General features: G+C 59.7%; 19 protein-coding genes and 1 riboswitch. Of the genes, 1 reads left to right on the top strand and 18 read right to left on the bottom strand.

Annotation, left to right across the window (positions count from 1 at the left end):
* Positions 1-40: 40 nt before the first annotated feature.
* From TRM7557_RS20145 to rpsA, 8 genes are all read right to left on the bottom strand, one after another.
* Positions 41-646 (bottom strand): PepSY domain-containing protein, encoded by a 606-nt coding sequence (locus TRM7557_RS20145; RefSeq protein WP_207382610.1) that lies wholly within the window; start codon positions 644-646, stop codon positions 41-43.
* 242 nt (positions 647-888) lie between these two features.
* Complete coding sequence (trpB, locus tag TRM7557_RS02690) at positions 889-2,148, bottom strand: tryptophan synthase subunit beta (RefSeq protein ID WP_058288660.1); 1,260 nt, start codon at positions 2,146-2,148, stop codon at positions 889-891.
* A gap of 88 nt (positions 2,149-2,236) precedes the next feature.
* Positions 2,237-3,055 carry a LysR family transcriptional regulator gene (locus tag TRM7557_RS02695; protein ID WP_058288661.1) on the bottom strand — a complete coding sequence of 273 codons (819 nt, stop codon included), beginning with the start codon at positions 3,053-3,055 and terminating at the stop codon, positions 2,237-2,239.
* 257 nt (positions 3,056-3,312) lie between these two features.
* Positions 3,313-3,960, bottom strand: coding sequence for a phosphoribosylanthranilate isomerase (locus TRM7557_RS02700; protein WP_058288662.1), 648 nt, complete (start codon positions 3,958-3,960; stop codon positions 3,313-3,315).
* 2 nt (positions 3,961-3,962) lie between these two features.
* Positions 3,963-4,313, bottom strand: a complete 351-nt coding sequence (locus TRM7557_RS02705) for a lipopolysaccharide assembly protein LapA domain-containing protein (protein ID WP_058288663.1) — start codon at positions 4,311-4,313, stop codon at positions 3,963-3,965.
* 2 nt (positions 4,314-4,315) lie between these two features.
* Entirely contained in the window at positions 4,316-4,603 is a 288-nt protein-coding gene (ihfB, locus tag TRM7557_RS02710) for an integration host factor subunit beta (protein ID WP_058288664.1), read from the bottom strand.
* A gap of 322 nt (positions 4,604-4,925) precedes the next feature.
* Entirely contained in the window at positions 4,926-6,611 is a 1,686-nt protein-coding gene (locus TRM7557_RS02715) for an O-linked N-acetylglucosamine transferase, SPINDLY family protein (protein WP_235811380.1), read from the bottom strand.
* Positions 6,612-6,777: 166 nt separating this feature from the next.
* Positions 6,778-8,451, bottom strand: coding sequence for a 30S ribosomal protein S1 (gene rpsA / locus TRM7557_RS02720; RefSeq protein WP_058288666.1), 1,674 nt, complete (start codon positions 8,449-8,451; stop codon positions 6,778-6,780).
* A gap of 434 nt (positions 8,452-8,885) precedes the next feature.
* Between rpsA and TRM7557_RS02725 the strand changes: the two genes are divergently transcribed.
* A complete protein-coding gene (locus tag TRM7557_RS02725) occupies positions 8,886-9,296 on the top strand; it encodes a GNAT family N-acetyltransferase (RefSeq protein ID WP_058288667.1) in 411 nt (136 codons plus the stop codon).
* A 50-nt stretch (positions 9,297-9,346) separates the two neighbouring features.
* On the opposite strand, the gene TRM7557_RS02730 is transcribed toward TRM7557_RS02725, so the two are convergent.
* The 10 genes from TRM7557_RS02730 to TRM7557_RS02775 all read right to left on the bottom strand — a co-directional run bounded on the left by TRM7557_RS02730 (position 9,347) and on the right by TRM7557_RS02775 (position 18,749).
* Positions 9,347-9,979: an NAD(P)H-dependent oxidoreductase gene (locus TRM7557_RS02730; protein WP_058288668.1), complete on the bottom strand. Its 633-nt coding sequence runs from the start codon at positions 9,977-9,979 to the stop codon at positions 9,347-9,349.
* Between the two features lie 91 nt (positions 9,980-10,070).
* Complete coding sequence (locus tag TRM7557_RS02735; protein ID WP_058288669.1) at positions 10,071-10,682, bottom strand: (d)CMP kinase; 612 nt, start codon at positions 10,680-10,682, stop codon at positions 10,071-10,073.
* 169 nt (positions 10,683-10,851) lie between these two features.
* Positions 10,852-12,204, bottom strand: a complete 1,353-nt coding sequence (gene aroA, locus TRM7557_RS02740; RefSeq protein ID WP_058288670.1) for a 3-phosphoshikimate 1-carboxyvinyltransferase — start codon at positions 12,202-12,204, stop codon at positions 10,852-10,854.
* A 223-nt stretch (positions 12,205-12,427) separates the two neighbouring features.
* Positions 12,428-13,216: a tRNA (guanine(46)-N(7))-methyltransferase TrmB gene (gene trmB, locus TRM7557_RS02745; RefSeq protein WP_058288671.1), complete on the bottom strand. Its 789-nt coding sequence runs from the start codon at positions 13,214-13,216 to the stop codon at positions 12,428-12,430.
* Between the two features lie 173 nt (positions 13,217-13,389).
* Positions 13,390-14,049 (bottom strand): COG3904 family protein, encoded by a 660-nt coding sequence (locus TRM7557_RS02750; protein ID WP_058288672.1) that lies wholly within the window; start codon positions 14,047-14,049, stop codon positions 13,390-13,392.
* Between the two features lie 60 nt (positions 14,050-14,109).
* Positions 14,110-15,291 (bottom strand): methionine adenosyltransferase, encoded by a 1,182-nt coding sequence (gene metK, locus TRM7557_RS02755; protein ID WP_058288673.1) that lies wholly within the window; start codon positions 15,289-15,291, stop codon positions 14,110-14,112.
* Positions 15,292-15,297: 6 nt separating this feature from the next.
* Positions 15,298-15,346: riboswitch (SAM-SAH riboswitch) on the bottom strand.
* Positions 15,347-15,401: 55 nt separating this feature from the next.
* Positions 15,402-16,952 carry an apolipoprotein N-acyltransferase gene (lnt, locus tag TRM7557_RS02760; protein ID WP_058288674.1) on the bottom strand — a complete coding sequence of 517 codons (1,551 nt, stop codon included), beginning with the start codon at positions 16,950-16,952 and terminating at the stop codon, positions 15,402-15,404.
* On the bottom strand, positions 16,949-17,881 hold the full coding sequence (locus TRM7557_RS02765) for a hemolysin family protein (protein WP_058288675.1): 933 nt from the start codon (positions 17,879-17,881) through the stop codon (positions 16,949-16,951). The genes lnt and TRM7557_RS02765 overlap by 4 nt, the downstream gene beginning before the upstream one ends.
* A 25-nt stretch (positions 17,882-17,906) precedes the next feature.
* Positions 17,907-18,425, bottom strand: coding sequence for an rRNA maturation RNase YbeY (gene ybeY / locus TRM7557_RS02770; RefSeq protein ID WP_058288676.1), 519 nt, complete (start codon positions 18,423-18,425; stop codon positions 17,907-17,909).
* 36 nt (positions 18,426-18,461) lie between these two features.
* Entirely contained in the window at positions 18,462-18,749 is a 288-nt protein-coding gene (locus tag TRM7557_RS02775) for a putative quinol monooxygenase (RefSeq protein ID WP_074941864.1), read from the bottom strand.
* Positions 18,750-18,754 lie beyond the last annotated feature (5 nt).

Consider the following 18,754-nt stretch of genomic DNA (forward strand, 5'->3'; position numbering starts at 1 on the left):
GCCCCAATGCGGCGCTTGCGGATTACATGTCCGAGTTGGTTCAATCATCACCATCGTTGCGTGTCTCTCCTGCGTCATCGTCGTCGCGGTCATCGTCGTCGCGGTCATCGCGGTCATCGTCGTCGCGGTCATCGCGGTCATCGTCGTCGCGGTCATCGCGGTCATAGTCATCGCGGTCATCGTCATGATCGTCGGCGTCGTGATCATCATCTCCGCGATCATCTTCGTCTTCATCTTCGTCTTCGTCTTCGTCTTCGTCTTCGTCTTCGTCTTCGTCTTCGTCTTCGTCTTCGTCTTCGAAATCATCCTCATCTTCGTCATCATCGTCCAGCTCTTCGCCGGTCTCATCTACGAAATCTTCATCGCCCTGACTGATTTCGACACCCGGCGTGGTGTCATCATCCGCGTCCACTCGGTCCTGTTCCTGCGTGAGGATACGGCCCGTTCCCTGATCATATACAACTTCCAACTTCACATCAGACCGCAGCGCTTCGACTTTGGTCTGCGTGAGACCGGTTTCGATTTCGATCCGGGTGAACCCCATGTCCCGCAAGGTCGAGACAATCTGGTCATTCAGCCCCTGTGCCATTGCGCTGTTGCCTGCGACTGCTACGAGGGCTCCGATAAATACCAATCTACGTTTCATGAGAACTTCCTTCCTGTTGGGCCCGGATCCAGTTCCGAGGTGGGACAGAAACGAAATGACACGCTGCGCTGGACGTCGGCTATGTGTCGGAGGGTATAAACGCGGTGCTTTGAACCCAGGGTTAGGCCTATAAACTTGGGTTTATGAGGCGAGGCTGGCACCAGATACCGCAGCCAACAAAAAAGCGCCCCCAAATCGGGGGCGCCTGATGTTTCTGAAACGGGGGTCGCGGACGGCGAGGATTACTCCTCCAGATCGCGGCCTTCTTCGGTGTCGGACATGTCAAAGCCAAGGTGACGCGCCACGGTGAAGATGTCCTTGTCGCCACGGCCACACATGTTCATCACAATGATATGGTCCCTGGGCAGATCAGGCGCGATCTTCGCGACATGAGCCAGCGCGTGGGACGGTTCCAGCGCCGGGATAATGCCTTCGGTCGAGCAGGACAGCTGGAACGCCTCCAGCGCCTCTTTGTCGGTGATCGACACATATTGCGCGCGGCCAATGTCGTGCAGCCAGGCGTGCTCTGGTCCGATGCCGGGGTAATCAAGACCCGCCGAGATCGAGAATCCTTCGAGGATCTGACCGTCGTCATCCTGCAGCAGATAGGTGCGGTTGCCATGCAGAACGCCCGGGCGACCACCGGTCAGCGAAGCGCAGTGCTGCATCTTTTCATCCACGCCCTTACCGCCGGCTTCCACGCCGATGATATTGACGGATTTGTCGTCCAGGAACGGGTAGAACAGACCCATTGCGTTGGAGCCGCCACCGATCGCTGCAATCACGGTGTCGGGCAGACGGCCTTCGCCTTCCTGTTCAGCCAGCTGCCAGCGGACCTCTTTGCCGATGACCGACTGGAAGTCGCGCACCATCGCCGGGTACGGCGCGGGGCCTGCCACGGTACCAATGCAGTAGAAGGTGTCTGCAACATTGGTCACCCAGTCACGCAGCGCGTCGTTCATTGCATCTTTCAGGGTACCACGTCCCGAGGTGACCGGGATCACCTCTGCGCCCAGAAGACGCATGCGGAACACGTTCGGTGCCTGGCGCTTGACATCATGCGCGCCCATGTAGACGACACATTTCAAACCAAACTTCGCACAGACCGTGGCGGTGGCCACACCGTGCTGACCCGCACCGGTTTCGGCGATAATGCGGGTTTTGCCCATGCGGCGCGCCAGCAGGATCTGGCCCAGCACATTGTTTATCTTATGCGCGCCCGTGTGGTTCAGCTCGTCGCGCTTCATATAGATCTTGGCGCCGCCCAGCTGTTCGGTCAGGCGTTCGGCAAAGTACAGCGGGCTCGGGCGGCCAACATAGTGCTTCCACAAGTCGTCCATTTCGGCCCAGAAACTCGGGTCTACCTTGGCTTTCTCGTATTCTTCCTCGAGGCTCAGGATCAGCGGCATCAGCGTTTCGCTGACAAAGCGGCCGCCATGGATGCCGAACCGGCCCTTCTCGTCGGGGCCATTCATGAAGCTGTTGAAAAGATCTTCGGCCATTGGTGTCTCCGTCATCAGTTGGCACGGTTCTAATGGCGATTTGGGCGGGAAGAAACCCGTTTTCGCACCACAAGCTGCCGTGGATACGTCAGGTTCCTGTTTTGGTCAGGATCGTGGCAATCTGATCCAATGCTGCACGCACCGGCGGGTCGTGGCGGGCTTCGTGGTGGCTAACCAGCCATTCCTCGTGCCCAAGGTCGGTGATCGGGTCACTCACGGGGTGCAGATCGGGCAGATCGGCGGCGGCAAAACAGGGCAGCACCACGCGCCCTGCCCCGGCCAAGGCCAGATCCGCCAGCAGCCGCACAGACCCTGCCGTGGCGCGAATGTCATCGCCGTGGTGATCCCGCAACCACCGGGCCGAAGGCGGCTGCGCCGCATCCCGCGACAGTGCCACATAGCCTTCGACATCGTATGAGCGCGCGTAAAGCCGATAGGAAATCTGCCGCGTCCGTCGCGCTGCAAGCCAGGGTTGATCCGGGCGTTGATTGCGAATGCCGATATCCGCGCCCCGCCGTGCAATATCGAGCCGCGCTGTGGCTTCGACAAAGGCAGGCGCCCAAGTGTCCCGCACCGGGATGCGACGGGCCAGAAACGCGGCTGTCCAACTGCCTGCGGTAATGCGCACCTCTGGCGTCTGATCCTGCTGCAACAACTGGCTGAGCCGGGTTTTGAGCGGGATCAGATCAGCCAGATCCGCCAGCAGCGCCCGCCCCTCTGCTGTCAGCCCATAGCCACGCGGCCCGCGCAGAAACAGATGCCGCCCCAGATCCTGCTCCAATGTCTGCATCTTGCGCGACAGGGTCGGCGTGCTGATCCCGCTGTCCCGCGCCGCCCCGGCCAGCCCCCCGGCCTGCGCCACCTGAACAAAAAGCACCAGATCATCAATTGCGGGAGTGCGTTTCATTTATGAAAGCCAGCTTGCAGGAAACCTTACTATTTCCGCTGCAATGGAACCGCCATTCTGTGCACATCGCAACAGAAATGAAAGAATGACCATGCTTTTTCTTTTTGCCCTGCCCCGCCGCACCCCCAGAAATCAGCAGACCAGCTGGCAGCAGGATCAGGCAATCCTACGGGATGCACACACCACCGCCAAAACCCTGCGGCGCAGATGTCTGCGTCGACAGGCGTTAGCGCTTTTCAAATGGAAAAAAGAGCGCGCTAGACGGAATTTGCAGCCGCCACAAACGCGCGGATCAGCTCAGGATCCTTAACCCCCGGCGCGCTTTCCACACCCGAGGCCACGTCGACCTGACGCACACCGGTTGCCCGCACGGCCTCGGCCACATTGTCGGGGTTCAGACCACCGGCCAGCATCCACGGGCACTGCCAGTATTTCTTGGCGCGCAACAGGCTCCAGTCAAAGGTGACGCCATTGCCACCGGGCAGAACCGCATCTTTTGGCGCCTTGGCATCCACCAGAATCTGATCTGCGACTTGGGCGTAAAGGTCGATCTTGGCGACGTCTTCAGCGGAAGAGATCCCCAGAACCTTCATCACCGGCAGGCCATAGCGGGCTTTGACCTCGGCCACGCGTTCAGGCGTTTCCGCGCCGTGCAACTGCAACATATCGAGCGGCACAGAGGCGGTGATTGCATCCAGCGCCTCGTTGTCGAAATTCACCACCAGCGCGACCTTGGCCAGCCCCACAGGCGCATCAACCGCCAGCTGCGTGGCGGTTGGAATATCCACAGAACGCGGCGATTTGGCAAAGAAGTTGAACCCGATATAAGCCGCGTCTGCTTCGGCACAAACGGCAATATCCTGCGGCGTTTTCACACCGCAGATCTTGGCACGAATCTTGGTCATGATCAGGTCGCGTCTTCGAGCAGCGCGAGGACTTCGTCCTTGCCTTCGTTTTTCTGCTTCTTGAGCTTTTTGACTTCACGCGACAGCTTGCGCGCCTCGCCGCGCTGAAGGCGGGCTTCGCGGCGGTGTTTGTGTTCGCGCAGATATTCCAGCACGTAGCCAATGGCCAGGCCAACGCCAACGCCGCCCAGCACAATGACAAACAACGGCAGCGAGATCGCCGGGTTCATACCGGCGAGTTCAGCAAAGGCCTCGGGCAGCAGTTTGATATCAACGACAGCACGATTCGCCAGGCAGACCGAAATCAACCCAAACGCCAGCACCACCAGCACAGCATAACGAATGTATCGCATTGTTACTCTTCTTTTCCGTTCAGACGGTCGCGCAGCAGCTTACCGGTCTTGAAGAAGGGTACGTGTTTTTCTTCGACTTGCACAGTGTCGCCGGTGCGCGGGTTGCGACCAACGCGGGCGTCGCGTTTCTTCACAGAGAACGCACCAAAGCCGCGCAGCTCAACCCGGTCACCGCGCGCCATGGCGTCTGTGACCTCTTCAAAGACCGTATTAACGATCCGTTCCACATCTCGCTGATACAGGTGCGGGTTTTCGTCTGCAATCTTCTGAATCAGTTCCGAACGGATCATGCCTATGGCCCTCCCAAAGCCGCGTCTCACACTCAAGGGTACGAGAACTATAGGAAGAAATACCACAGGCGGGAACAATAACTATTGGTAGTCACAGCAGAAAATCCCCTATTGGGCGCGAATTTTTGCGTATCTCCCATCGACAAAGAGCTTGATTCCTCAAATCACGGCTCTGAGATCGAAAAAACAGCATTTTATCTGCGCCGCAGCGAAACCATTGATTCGTAAGCCTTCCCCGTGCGGTCTTTCTAGATTAGGCCATCCGTTGCCATTGGCCCGTCAGCGTGCACACAGACACAGCCAGCACCATTTTGTCCAACCATTAAACAGACAGATGCGCAGGCGGCTGTCCCGCGACACGTCGAGCATGCGCCTTTTCAAGCAGGTGCTCAAAATTGCTCGTCCAAGCGATGGTGTCGAATAGTGAGCAACTTTCCCGGTTCCTGGCAATCTGCGCTTTTAACGCTGAAGTTGCGTCGGGATCCTGTGACAGCGCCACCGCTTTGTCGACAAATGCATTCTCGGATGTGACCGAAAGCCCATCAATCCCAGCAGCAGACAATATGCTGGTCGCGACCCGTGCAGAAAACTGGCTACCACATAGGGTCAGCAAAGGCACCCCGGCCCACAGCGCATCCGATGCTGTCGTGTGAGCATTGTAGGCAAAACAATCCAGACAGAGATCAACCTGGGCCATTCGATCAAGATGTTCATGCTGCGGGATCATGCCACAAGTGAGGATGCGCGATGGGTCGACACCATGATCTGTTGCCTGTCGCGCAAGTTCTGCGGTCAAATCGCTCCCGCCGGTAAAATACAGCAGCACAGAATTGGACGTTTCGCGAAGGACGCGCATCCATGCCGCAAATTCCCTCGGGCCGACTTTATGTGGATGGTTGAAGTTCGCGAAAATAAACTTGTCTTCTGGCAGCCCGAAATTCTGTCGCAGATTGCCCTTCTGAGCCGGGCTGCGCGCATTGTCTGTGGGTTGATAACATCCGGGCATCCGCATGATTTTCTCGCTGAAGTAACGCTCATCCCCTTCCGGTATCGTCATTTTGTCAGCAACCATATAGTCCATAGCTTGCATGGCTGAGGTGCCGGGAAAGCCAAGAAATGAAATTTGAACCGGTGCTGCGCGCAGCGCAAAGATTTCAGGGCGCGCTTCCTTGGTTTGGCCTTTCAGGTCTATGGCAATATCGATTTCATCCTTGCGTGCCAGATCTGCGATTTGATCAGCGGTCAGCGAGCTGACGTCGTGATAAACATCTGCAAACTCACGTACAAATTCAGAGTCCGTGTCGGTCAGGACCGGCTTGAGGTCATAAATATTGAATTCAAAGCGATCTCGGTCATGCTCGCGAAGCAGGCCTTTCATAAGATGCATTGTTGCATGCTGGTAAAAGTCTGCGGAAAAATATCCGATGCGGATTTTTTCATGCGCGGCGTGCGCTTTCATCGGTTTCTCAGCCACACGTGGCGCACTAAGGCCCGCGTATTTTAGCTGAATCAGAGGGTCGTCAACATAGGTCAGGAGCATCAGGGGATCGATCTGATAATCGCTGTTCAAAAGGGTCGCAAGAGCGGCATCTTCCTGTTCCTGACCGGTCCAGAGCATAAACCGCCGACGCAGGCGCAGCGCCCAGGGCAGCGCGAGAAGATTGTTTGGATCAATCGCAAGCGCCTCTTCCAGAAGGGTCAATCCCTCATGCTCCTTCCCGGCATCCTGAAGCCGAAGACCAAGCGCGGCAATAAACACAGGATGACGGGGGGCAAGCTTCAGCGCAGCAGCCTGTGGGGCCAAGGCATCCTTCTGTCGACCACCCATTTGACTCAGAACCTGCGCCAGATAGTGAAAACTCAGCGCGGTTGCGCCTTCTTCCGCGATCGAACGCCGCAAGTGGGCTTCTGCCATCGGGAAATTACGCGCTTTCAAATACGCAATAGCAGAGTTGTAAACCGGAGCATGAAAGGCTTGTGGAAAGGCAATAGTCATAATGAAGGCCACGTTTGGAATAGTCGCTAATGAGCGAAGCTTAGTAGCTGCAAAGCCTTAACATGCGCCTTATTTTGATCGGCACCACGCCTTGTTCGGATGACGTCGCCGAAAGAAAAAGCCCCGCAGGATTGCTCCTGCGGGGCCTTGTTTTTATCGCTGTAACGCGCGCTCGACCTTAGTCGTTGTTCAGCGCTGCGCCCAGGATGTCGCCCAGCGACGCGCCGGAGTCGGAGGAACCATACTGTTCGACGGCCTCTTTCTCTTCTGCGATCTCGCGGGCTTTGATGGACAGGCCCAGACGACGGGTCTTGCTGTCGATGTTGGTGACGCGCACGTCGACCTTGTCGGCAACAGAGAAACGCTCGGGGCGCTGGTCGGCACGGTCACGGGCCAGGTCGGAGCGGCGGATGAAGGATTTCATGCCTTCATATTCCACTTCGATGCCACCGTCTTCGATCGCGGTCACTTCAACAGTGATCACGGAACCGCGCTTCACGCCACCGGTTGCTTCAGCGAACTTGTCGCCGCCCAGAGCTTTGATGGACAGGGAGATACGCTCTTTTTCAACGTCCACTTCGGAGACAACGGCAGAAACCATGTCGCCTTTGCGGTAGTTTTGGATCGCATCTTCGCCACGCTCGTCCCAGGACAGGTCGGACAGGTGAACCATGCCGTCGATGTCGCCGTCGAGGCCGATGAACAGACCGAATTCGGTGATGTTCTTGACTTCGCCTTCGACCTGAGTGCCCTCGGGGTTGTTCTCGGAGAACACTTCCCACGGGTTGCGCATGGTCTGCTTCAGGCCCAGGGAGACGCGACGCTTGGCGCCATCGATTTCCAGAACCATGACGTCGACTTCTTGCGAAGTGGAGACGATTTTGCCCGGGTGGACGTTTTTCTTGGTCCAGGACATCTCGGAGACGTGCACCAGGCCTTCAACGCCAGCTTCCAGCTCAACAAATGCACCGTAATCGGTGATGTTGGTGACGCGACCTTTGTGCACAGAGCCCAGCGGGTACTTAACGCCAACAACATCCCACGGATCGTCCTGCAGCTGTTTCATGCCGAGGGAGATACGGTGAGTTTCTTTGTTGATCTTGATGACCTGAACCTTGACGGTTTCGCCGATGGTCAGGATCTCGGACGGGTGGTTCACACGGCGCCATGCCATGTCGGTGACGTGCAGCAGGCCGTCAACGCCGCCCAGGTCAACGAAGGCACCGTATTCGGTGATGTTCTTGACAACACCTTCAACCGCTTGGCCTTCGGACAGGTTGCCGATGACTTCGGCACGCTGTTCGGCGCGGGACTCTTCCAGGATGGCACGACGGGAGACAACGATGTTGCCACGACGACGGTCCATTTTCAGGATTTGGAACGGCTGCTTCAGACCCATCAGCGGGCCTGCGTCACGCACGGGGCGTACGTCAACCTGGGAGCCGGGCAGGAAGGCCACGGCGCCGCCGAGATCAACGGTGAAGCCACCTTTGACGCGGCCGAAGATCGCGCCTTCGACGCGCTGATCGTCTGCGTATGCTTTTTCCAGGCGATCCCATGCTTCTTCACGGCGCGCCATCTCGCGGGAGATGACAGCTTCGCCGCGGGCGTTTTCAGCCGCGCGCAGGTACACTTCCACTTCGTCGCCAACTGCGACTTCGGGAGCTTCACCGGGGTTTGCGAATTCTTTCAGTTCAACGCGGCCTTCCATTTTGTAGCCGACGTCGATAATGGCCTGACCCGCTTCGATTGCGATGATCTTGCCTTTGACAACAGAACCCTCTTCGGGTGTGTCCATTTCGAAGCTTTCTTGCAGGAGGGCTTCGAATTCCTCCATGGATGTATTAGCCATCTGGCGTTGTTTTCCTTTACAAAATTTTGCTGGCCGAACGGTTGTCTCCGCCGGTCTGAGGTTGGTCTTTGATCGATAAGGGAGGCTGTTACACCAGATACGAACGACGCAGAGCGAACAAACACAAAGGGCCGGAGGTTGCCCCGACCCTGCTCAAACTGTCGTCCGTACGTTCACCGTATCTTGTCTGACAGCGCGGTACTTATCCCCATTTTGCTTTGGGATCAAGCCCCAAGACCGGCTTTGCGGCCTTTAAAACAAGGGCCTTCGGCGGGTTTGGAGCGGATTCTTTAAACCTCTGTAAGGGTTTTACGCCCCTCTTGTGCTTACCGGTTGGTCACACTCCCAAACAGGGAATCGCCTGATGCCTCCACGTCATTGCGTGCCTGTGCTACAGGCTTTAGTGCACCAAAGCAGGAGCAAGGACCACCGATATGATCATTCGCGCGATCACAGCCGAACAGACATTGCCCCTGCGTCAGGCGGTCCTGTGGCCGGATCATCCACTGTCGGCAAACCGCCTAGAGGGCGATGACAGCGCCTTGCATTTTGGTGGGTTTGCCGGGGACCGGCTGGTCTGCACGGCCTCTCTGTTTTCAGACAAGGACCAGATTCGCCTGCGGAAATTCGCGACCCTGCGCGACGAACAGGGCCAAGGGCGTGGCACCGCAATGATCCACCACCTTCTGGCCGTCGCCCGCGCACAGCAGGCGCAGGTCTTCTGGTTTGATGCCCGCGAAAGCGCCCTGCCCTTTTACGCGCGATTTGGGTTTGAAACCTCGGGCGACCCATTTTTCAAACGAGACATCCCCTACCGGCGCATGTCCCTGCGCCTTGCCCCCTAACACAAAAGGGCCGCCCTGCGGCGACCCTTTGTTCGGCTCTCACATCTGGATCAGTCGACCCGTGTCACCATCGCCGCAGCGGGCTTGCGCACCTTTTTCATCGACGCCAGCCAGTCGCCCTCTTCCGCGCGATATCCCAGCGGCAACAGCAGAACCGAACGCAGACCTTTTTCTTTCAGGCCCAAGATCTCATCAACGGCTTTGGGATCAAACCCTTCCATCGGGGTGCTGTCCACCTCCAGCTCGGCCGCAGCCGCCAGCGCAAAACCAAGCGCGATATAGGCCTGACGGGCCGCGTGCGCATAGTTCTCTTCTGCATCGCGCGGCAGGTACATCTTCTTCAGATTGTCGTAATAACCCGCCAGCATGTCATTCATGCCACCGCGTTCGTCCGCCATCTGCTGGGTGACTGCATCAATGCGCTCGGCTGAATAATTGTCCCAGACCGCAAAGACCAACAGGTGCGAGCCATCGGTGATCTGGCTTTGGTTCCAGGACACCGGTTTGATCTGTTCGCGGATCTCTGTGTTGGTCACCACCAACAGCTCGAACGGTTGCAGGCCAGAGGATGTCGGCGCCATGCGCACCGCCTCGACGATCTGGTCCACTTTGTCTTCGGGCACCACTTTGGCGGGGTCCATCTTCTTCACGGCATAGCGCCATTGCAGCTTGTCCAGAAACATCTGTTGTCCTTTGTTCGAAGGTCTGTGCCGCTGAGATAGCAACCGCATCGCGCAGTTCAACCACAGCGCATGATATGTCGTAACGGCAGGCTCAGTCCGCGCGGCGCGCCTCGATCGCGGCGATGGCCTTCGCCACGGCCTCCTCAATCGCAAGCGTGCTGGTGTCGATCAACACCGCATCACCTGCGGGCCGCAGCGGCGCTTCGGCACGGTTCATGTCGCGCTCATCGCGGGCTTTGACATCGGCCAGAACCTCTTCCAGCGTGGTGACGGTGCCTTTTTGGGTCAGCTCGAGAAAGCGGCGCGTGGCGCGCACTTCGGCTGTGGCGGTCACAAACAGCTTTGCTTCGGCCTCGGGGCAGATGACGGTGCCAATGTCACGCCCATCCAGCACAGCGCCCCCGGCCCGGCGGGCAAAGGCACGCTGGAAATCCACCAATGCGGCCCGCACTTCGGCAATCACCGCCACTTTGGACGCCGCCTGCGCAACACCGGGGCTGCGCAGTTCATCGCTTTCAAGGTCCTCGGGCACCAGGTTGCGGGCTGCGTCAACCGGCGCTTCCCCAGCGAGCATCTTTGCCCCCACGGCACGGTACAACAGACCGGTGTCCAAATGCGCAAAGCCAAAATGCGCAGCCACGGCGCGCGAAATTGTTCCCTTGCCGGCCGCTGCCGGACCGTCGATTGCGATGGTAAAGCCCATGTCCCGTGTCGTCCTATTCTGTCTTGCCCATGTTTCCATGAGTGCCCAAAGGTATCGGGCGCACCGGGCGGGAATTCAACAGGTGGCGGTGGTTTTTTCGCGTTTTGCCCCATCTCACCTGTCAAAAAGAGAAGCGCCCCATGTGGGGCGCTCTCAGAAGTCGGAAAAATCAGGCGTTGTCGCGGCTGATCTGCGCGCCGAGATTGCCCATCAAGGTCTCGAAGATCGGGAAAGATGTGGCGATCGGGCTGCCATCATCCACAGAGACCGGCTTTTGTGCGCCAAAGCCCATGACCATAAACGACATGGCAATGCGGTGGTCGAGGAAGCTTTCGCAGGTGCCGCCACCGGGCACGCCATCTGGGCCTTTGCCCTCGACGCTCCACCAGTCATCGCCTTCTTCGACGGTGATGCCATTGGCCCGCAGGCCACGGGCCATCGCGTCAATGCGGTCGCTTTCCTTGACGCGCAGCTCTTTGACGCCGGCCATCATGGTGGTGCCCGTGGCAAAGGACGCGACAACAGACAGCACCGGGTATTCGTCAATCATGGAGGCCGCGCGTTCCGGCGGAACCTCGATGCCTTTCATATTGGGCGAATATTTCGCGCGCAGATCCGCGACCGGCTCGCCGCCTTCCACACGTTCGTTTTCATAGGTCAGATCCGCGCCCATATCGCGCAGGGTGGTGAACAGGCCGGCGCGGGTCGGATTGAGGCCAATGCCCGGCACCAACACATCCGAACCCGGCGTCACCAGCGCGGCACAGACCGGGAATGCAGCCGAGGACGGATCACGCGGCACAGCGATCACCTGCGGCTTCAGCTCGGGCTGACCGGTCAGGGTGATGACGCGGCCCTCAGCCGTGTCTTCCACGGTGATTTCCGCGCCAAAGCCAGCCAGCATGCGCTCGGTGTGGTCGCGGGTGGCTTCTTTTTCGATGACAACGGTTTTGCCCGGCGCGTTCAGCCCTGCAAACAGAACGGCGGACTTGACCTGTGCAGAGGGCACCGGCACCTCGTAGCGCACCGGGGTCGCTTCAGTGGTGCCCACAAGGGTCATCGGCAGACGGCCACCGGTTCGGCCAACGGCCTGTGTTCCAAACAGCGCCAGCGGATCAGTCACACGCGCCATGGGACGTTTATTGAGCGACGCATCGCCCGTGAAGGTTGCGGTGATCGGCATGGTCGCCATGACGCCCATGATCAGGCGCACACCGGTGCCGGAGTTGCCGCAGTCGATCACGTTCTCAGGCTCCTGAAAGCCGCCAACGCCGACGCCACGCACACTCCATTCACCGCCGCCGTGGTTGGTCACATCAGCGCCAAAGGCCTGCATGGCCTTTGCGGTGTCCAGCACATCTTCGCCTTCCAGAAGGCCCGTGATGCGGGTCTCACCCACCGCCAGCGCGCCAAGGATCAGCGAACGGTGCGAGATCGACTTGTCCCCCGGAACTTCGGCCACGCCTTGCAGCGGGCCCGCACGGCGGGAGGTCATGGGAATGGGGCTACCGTGTCCAGACATGAAGGCTTCCTCTCTTATGGTCGACATGGCTGTTACCGCATGACAGGCCCATAGTCCACGGCCCAAAACAGTTGCAGCCACAAAGCCCCGTCCACCCCCAGCAGGTTTGCGCCGCGCGTTGCGCGTCGCCCGGGGTGCGGGGGCCTGAGCGCCTGCGGCGCTCAGGCCCCCGCACCCGCCCCGGCGTTTCGGCTGAAAGCCGAAGCGCAAACCCTCGGACCACTCAGCCCAGACGGCGGAATGTCAGGTAATGCGGCGTGCGGCCTTCGCGCAGTGCCTTTTGCTCATAGCGGGTGGAAATCCAGTCTTCCCAAGGGGTGCGCCAATCCTCGGGGCCTTCGGCAAGCCATTCAAACCCCGCCTGCGGCACCTCTTCGAGGGTCTGGCGCACATAGTCGGGAATATCGGTCGCCACACGGAAAATCGCGCCGGGCTTCAGCGCACGGGCCAGCGGTTCCAGATGTTCTTGCGTCACAAACCGGCGGCGGTGGTGGCGCGCCTTGGGCCAGGGATCGGGATAGAGCAGAAAGGCTTTGGACAGGGACTGCGCCGGTAGCACATCCATCAGATCGCGCGCATCACCGGGGTGAACAGCCACATTGTCCACATTGGACTGACGCAGCTTGCCCAGCAGCATGGCAACGCCGTTCACATAGGGTTCGGCGCCGATAATCCCCACATCCGGGTTCGACTGCGCCTGATGCACTAAATGCTCGCCGCCGCCGAAGCCGACCTCTAGCCAGACATCGCGACCGCCAAACAGCGCCTCCAGATCCAGCGGCTTGCGATCGGGGTTTTCATCCCAACCCACAGCACCGGGGCTGAGCCGATCCAGATCTTCTTCCAGATAGCGTTCCTGGCTGGCCTTCAGCGTTTTGCCCTTGAACCGCCCATAGAAATTGCGCCAGGGCGCGCCAGAGGCGTGCTTTTCTGCGGCATCGGTTTTTGCCACCGGGGCCTCTTGGCCCTCTTCCAGAGGGGTCTCGGGGGTATCAGAGGGGGTATCAGACATGGAACAGGTTGCTTTCGCAGGCTTGGAAAAAAGTCGCGCCCCCTCTGCCGTATGCAGGCGCGCAGGTCAAGTCACAGACGACATGCACAGGACGCATGCAAAGGGCAGAGGGCCCGCGCAACATCCTGTGCAACATCCCGTGCAACATCCCGGGCAACGTGCTGCGCGGTTTCTCAGTCTGCCGCCTCGCGCAGAACACCGCTGGCCATCAGTTGCAGGCGATTGGGATACCACACATCGCTGGAGTCCGGCCGCATGGTTTTGACCGCAAACGCAGGTGCAACGCCGCGGTCGATCATAAAGGTCAGATGTTCGAACACTTCTTCCTGCGTGTCATCATAGATCCAGGAGCCATAGTCAAACGGGCTGTCCCAGCCAAAATCCGCGCGCCGTTCTTCATAGTAGCTGGCCACCGCTTCAGGCGACCAAAAGCGCCGGTGGAACCCGATTTTGGCCCCCAGCGCCATCCGGCGGCGCGCGCCTGCCAGAAACACATCCACACAGGCACTGGTACATTCGCCCACCACCCGCGTGTTCAGCCCATAATCCATGACAATCCAGGCCAGCTCCTGCCCGGCGTAGACACTGCCGCCGCTGGAATTCAGCTCCAGTTCGGTGACATCCCGATTGTCCGCCAGCACCGCCCGAAACCGCGCAATGTCCTCATTGACGATCTCATCCGGGAACTCATCATTTTCAACTTCGGTGTCAAAAACCAGCCGCGTGCCGTCAACCACAAGCCTGGAACCGGACGCCTCCAAAGCCTGCCCCGCCATGACCGAGGCCAGAACAACCAAGCCCGCCCAACCGAAATTCCGCGCCCATCTTCGCACAGCATCCCCCGTTTATCACGAAAGAAGGGCGGACCCGCAGGCCCGCCCCTTTCTTTTCGATCACATCGCTTTTTTCAGCGCGTCAACCAGATCCGCACGCTCCCAGGAGAAGCCGCCATCCGCATCCGGTTCGCGACCAAAATGGCCATAAGCCGCAGTGCGCTGGTAGATCGGCTTGTTGAGCCCCAGATGGGTGCGAATGCCGCGCGGGGTCAGATCCATCACCTGCGGGATCGCGGCCTCAATGGCCGCGGCATCCACATCACCGGTGCCATGCGTGTCGGCATAGATCGACAGCGGCGCGGACACACCAATCGCATAAGACAGCTGAATGGTGCAGCGATCCGCCAAACCAGCAGCCACGACGTTTTTCGCCAGATAGCGCGCAGCATAAGCCGCCGAGCGGTCCACCTTAGTCGGATCTTTCCCCGAGAACGCGCCGCCGCCATGCGGCGCGGCACCGCCATAGGTGTCGACGATGATTTTACGGCCGGTCAGACCTGCATCCCCATCGGGGCCGCCGATCACGAACTTGCCGGTCGGGTTCACGTGCCAGACGGTTTCATCGGTCAGCCAGCCATCTGGCAGAACTTCGTGGAAGTAGGGCTCCACGATCGCACGAATATCGTTCGAGGTCAGGCTTTCCTCAAGATGCTGGGTCGACAGGACCAGCGAAGAGACGCCCACCGGCTTGCCATCGCGGTAAACCACGGACAGCTGCGATTTTGCATCCGGGCCCAGCGCGGGCTCGGTGCCGTTCTTGCGCACTTCAGCAAGGCGGCGCAGAATGGCGTGCGAATATTGGATCGGCGCCGGCATCAGCGCGGGGGTCTCATTGGTGGCATAGCCAAACATGATCCCCTGGTCGCCCGCGCCTTCATCCTTGTCGCCGCTGGCGTCAACGCCTTGGGCAATATGGGCAGATTGCTCGTGCAGCAGATTGGTGATTTCTACGGTTTCGTGGTGAAACTTATCCTGCTCATAGCCGATATCCTTGATGCAGGCGCGGGTGATCTCGTCGATCTTACCCATATATTCCTGCAACTTGGCCTGATCAGAGAGGCCCACTTCGCCTCCGATGACCACGCGGTCGGTGGTGGCAAAGGTTTCGGCAGCGACGCGTGCCTCGGGTTCTTCCGCGAGGAATGCGTCCAAAACAGCATCCGAAATACGGTCACAGACCTTATCCGGATGGCCCTCGGAAACGGATTCCGAAGTGAAGGTGTAGTTCTTACGGCTCATGAGAGGTGCTCCATTGGAAAAACACTGCCACGCCAGGAAGCCGTTGTGGCAGCAATTCATTCGGAATACGGGGCTAGAGGCCCGCGGTCAATGGCCGATGGGGAACAGGCTTAACCCAAGGTTACAGCGTGACGCCCGCGCCGCCGCAAACCGTGCAGGCCGCCGCACAGCACACAGAACACGGACAGGGCAAAAACCGGCCAGTCGCCGGTTTGGGCATATACGGTCACTGGTCGCGGTGCAGGCAGCTCCGCATCGACAAACCCCGCTTCATTCAAAGGCAGCTTTTCGCGCAGACGCCCAAAGGGGTCGATCATGGCCGAAATACCTGTATTGGCGACCCGCACCATCGGCAGCCCCTGTTCGGCAGCACGCATCTGCGCCTGCACCAGATGCTGCTGCGGACCCGCAAACAGGCCAAACCACGCATCATTGGTGATCAGCACGATCAGATCCGCCCGGTCGTCAAAGGCGCGGACATCCTGTCCGAACACCCCCTCATAGCAGATCAGCACAAGCGCCCGGCCTACGGGCAGATCCAGCAGCCGCCGCTCCGCGCCGGGCGCATAGCCAGACTGGGCGCGCGCCGCAAGGCCGAAGACACCGAACCGTGCCGCCAGATCCGAGAGCGGCATGTACTCCCCAAAGGGCACCAGATGCACCTTGTCATAGATGTCGAGGCTTTGCCCATCCGCCCCCATCAACACAGCAGAGTTATAGTACCGCTCTGCCTCTTCGCGCTGCACCCCATAAAGGATGGGCGCCTCCCCTGCGGCCTGCGCCATATGGGGGGCAAACCCGTCGGAATAATTCAAAAGACTCGGCACGGCGGTTTCCGGCCAGACGGTCAGGTCAACCGCGCCCTCCGCTGCAGTGAAGCCCAGCAGGCGCTCAAAAAACACCCAGCGTTTCTCGGGCAGCCATTTTTCATCCTGCGGCGCATTGGGTTGCACCAGACGCACCCGCTCCGACGTCAGCGGCACCTGCTCTGGCGCAGGCACCCCACGGCCAAGGACCACACTGACTGCGCCGAGAACCAAAGCAGGCGCAATCGCAGCCCCCTTCCGCCAGCCACGCGCCCGCACAATCCCCGCCAGAGGCACAGCCGCAGCCATCAGAGCCAGACCCAGCCCATGCGCGCCAAACCATGGCAGCACGGCCCAGAACGGATCCAGCGGCACCGCCTGCCCCAATCCCGCCCAGGGAAACCCGGTCAGCACATAGCCACGGGCCAGTTCCGCCAGCGACCACGCCCCCACCAGCACCCACAGCCCGCCCTGCCGCGCAACCGCGCGCGCAAAGCCAAAGGCGGCGCCCCAGAACAGGGCCAAACCACCGGCCATAAACATCAGGGCAAAGGGCGCCATCCAGCCATGGGTGTCAGCATCGACCTGAAAGGGCTCCACAATCCAGCGCAGCCCCCAAGCAAAATAGCCAAGGCCAAGGCACCAGCCGAGCAGCGCTGCACGCCGCCACGCCTGCGCGCCGCCAACCTGTTCCGGTTCAGATCCCTGAAACAAAACCCCGGCCACACCCAATCCGACCAGCGTTGCCCCCCACAGCCCAGACGGCGCCAGCCCCTGCGCCATGCACAAGCCGGTCAACACCGCCAGCAGCGGCAGGACAGGCGACGGGCTCCGAAGCCGGGACAGCAGGTTCATTCTGCGGCGATATCCGGCAGGCGGACACGCAGACGTTTGATCCGGCGCGGGTCTGCATCGATGACTTCAAACTCCGCCCCATCAGGATGCTGGATCACCTCGCCACGGGCCGGAACCCGCCCCGACAGCATAAAGACCAGGCCCCCAAGGGTGTCGATCTCTTCTTCGTCCACGTCCTCATGGCCCGTCAGCGAGCGGCCGATCTCAGACTCGAACTCCTGCAGCGGCGTGCGCGCCTGCGCAATATAACAGCCGGGCTTTTCCTGCACCCAGGTCTGGTCTTCGCCGGCGTCATGTTCGTCTTCGATTTCACCGACGACCTGTTCGATCAGATCCTCAATGGTCACAATGCCGTCGACACCGCCATATTCATCGATCACCAGCGCCATATGCCGCCGCTCGGCCTGCATTTTGGTCAACAGAACCCCGATGGGCATGGAGGGCGGCACAAACAGCAGCGGACGCAGCATCGTGGTGAGGTCAAAAGCCCCATCCGCCCCATTGAACCCATGGGTCAGGGCAAAATCCTTGAGATGCGCAAAGCCCAGCGGCGTGTCCAGCGTGCCTTCGTAGACGGGCACACGTGTAAAGCCGCTGTCGCGGAACACTTGGACCAGTTCATCCTTGGGGATATTGGCGGGCACCGCCACGATCTCGGCCGAAGGGATGGCCACATCTTCGACCCGCATACGCCGCAGGTTCAGAAGGCCCGGTTTCACGTCCGAGGAGTTATCCGCCCCACGGGGCTCTGCCACATCTGGTTCCTCCAGAGGGGTGATATTTCCAAAGACCCGTTGCAAGAAACTTGGACGTACACCGTTCTTTTCGGTTTTGGTCCGAGAGGCCGTCAAAACCGCCTCTGATCCTACTGTTGTCTCGTTCAGCAGCGCGCCCTGCGCTGCGTTAGAACTGCCGTCTGCGTCGCCCATCTTTCCTATCCGTTGCGGGTCTGGATCAACTGCCAGCGCCCGTGTCTTCATTATATGGGTCGGCGATACCCATTTTGCCAAGTATTTCGACCTCAAGATCTTCCATGAGCGTGGCATCGCCGTCACGGATGTGATCATAGCCCAAAAGATGCAAAGTTCCGTGAACAATCAAATGGCGGACATGATCGCTGAACGATTTTCCCGCCTCCTGCGCCTCGCGCTGACAGGTCTCATAGGCAATCGCAATGTCGCCAAGCGCGGCATCGCCCATGAAATCCACCTCTGGACGGGCCGGATCGCCGCCTTCTTCCTCGGCTGCAAGCTCTTGGGCGGGCCAGCTTAAGACATTGGTTGCTTTATCTTTTTCACGAAATTCCGCATTCAGCTCTGCAATGCGGTCGTCATTGCAGGCCAGCAGGCTGACCTCCCAATCCAGATCCTCGACCCGCAGGCGGGTCAGTGCAGCAGCAATCGCGGCCTCCGCATGGCTTTCCAGATCCGCATCTTCCCAGCGCGGGTCTTCGACAACAATATCGAGAATCATCACTCAGCCCTCATCCACCCCGACGATACGTCGTGGTTATTCAACTTTGCTCAGCTCATTGACAACCCAAGTAAGCCCCAGATCCGCGGTTGCGGCGCGGCAGGCCTGCAAGTGCGGAGACTGCAGATGCGCCTCCAGATGCGCGCGGCTTTCCCATTCTTCAAAGAACAGAAAGAGACAGGGATCGTTGTTGTCGGCATAGAAGTCGTAAAACAGGCAGCCCGCCTCGGCGCGGGTGGGCGCCAGCAGCTTGGTCATTTCTGCGCGGGTTTGGTCTTCGGTGCCGGACACAGCGCGCACCTGAGCAAGAATGGTCAGAGCCATAGGCA

The sequence above is a fragment of the Tritonibacter multivorans genome (assembly GCF_001458415.1).
In the GTDB taxonomy this organism is placed as follows: domain Bacteria; phylum Pseudomonadota; class Alphaproteobacteria; order Rhodobacterales; family Rhodobacteraceae; genus Epibacterium; species Epibacterium multivorans.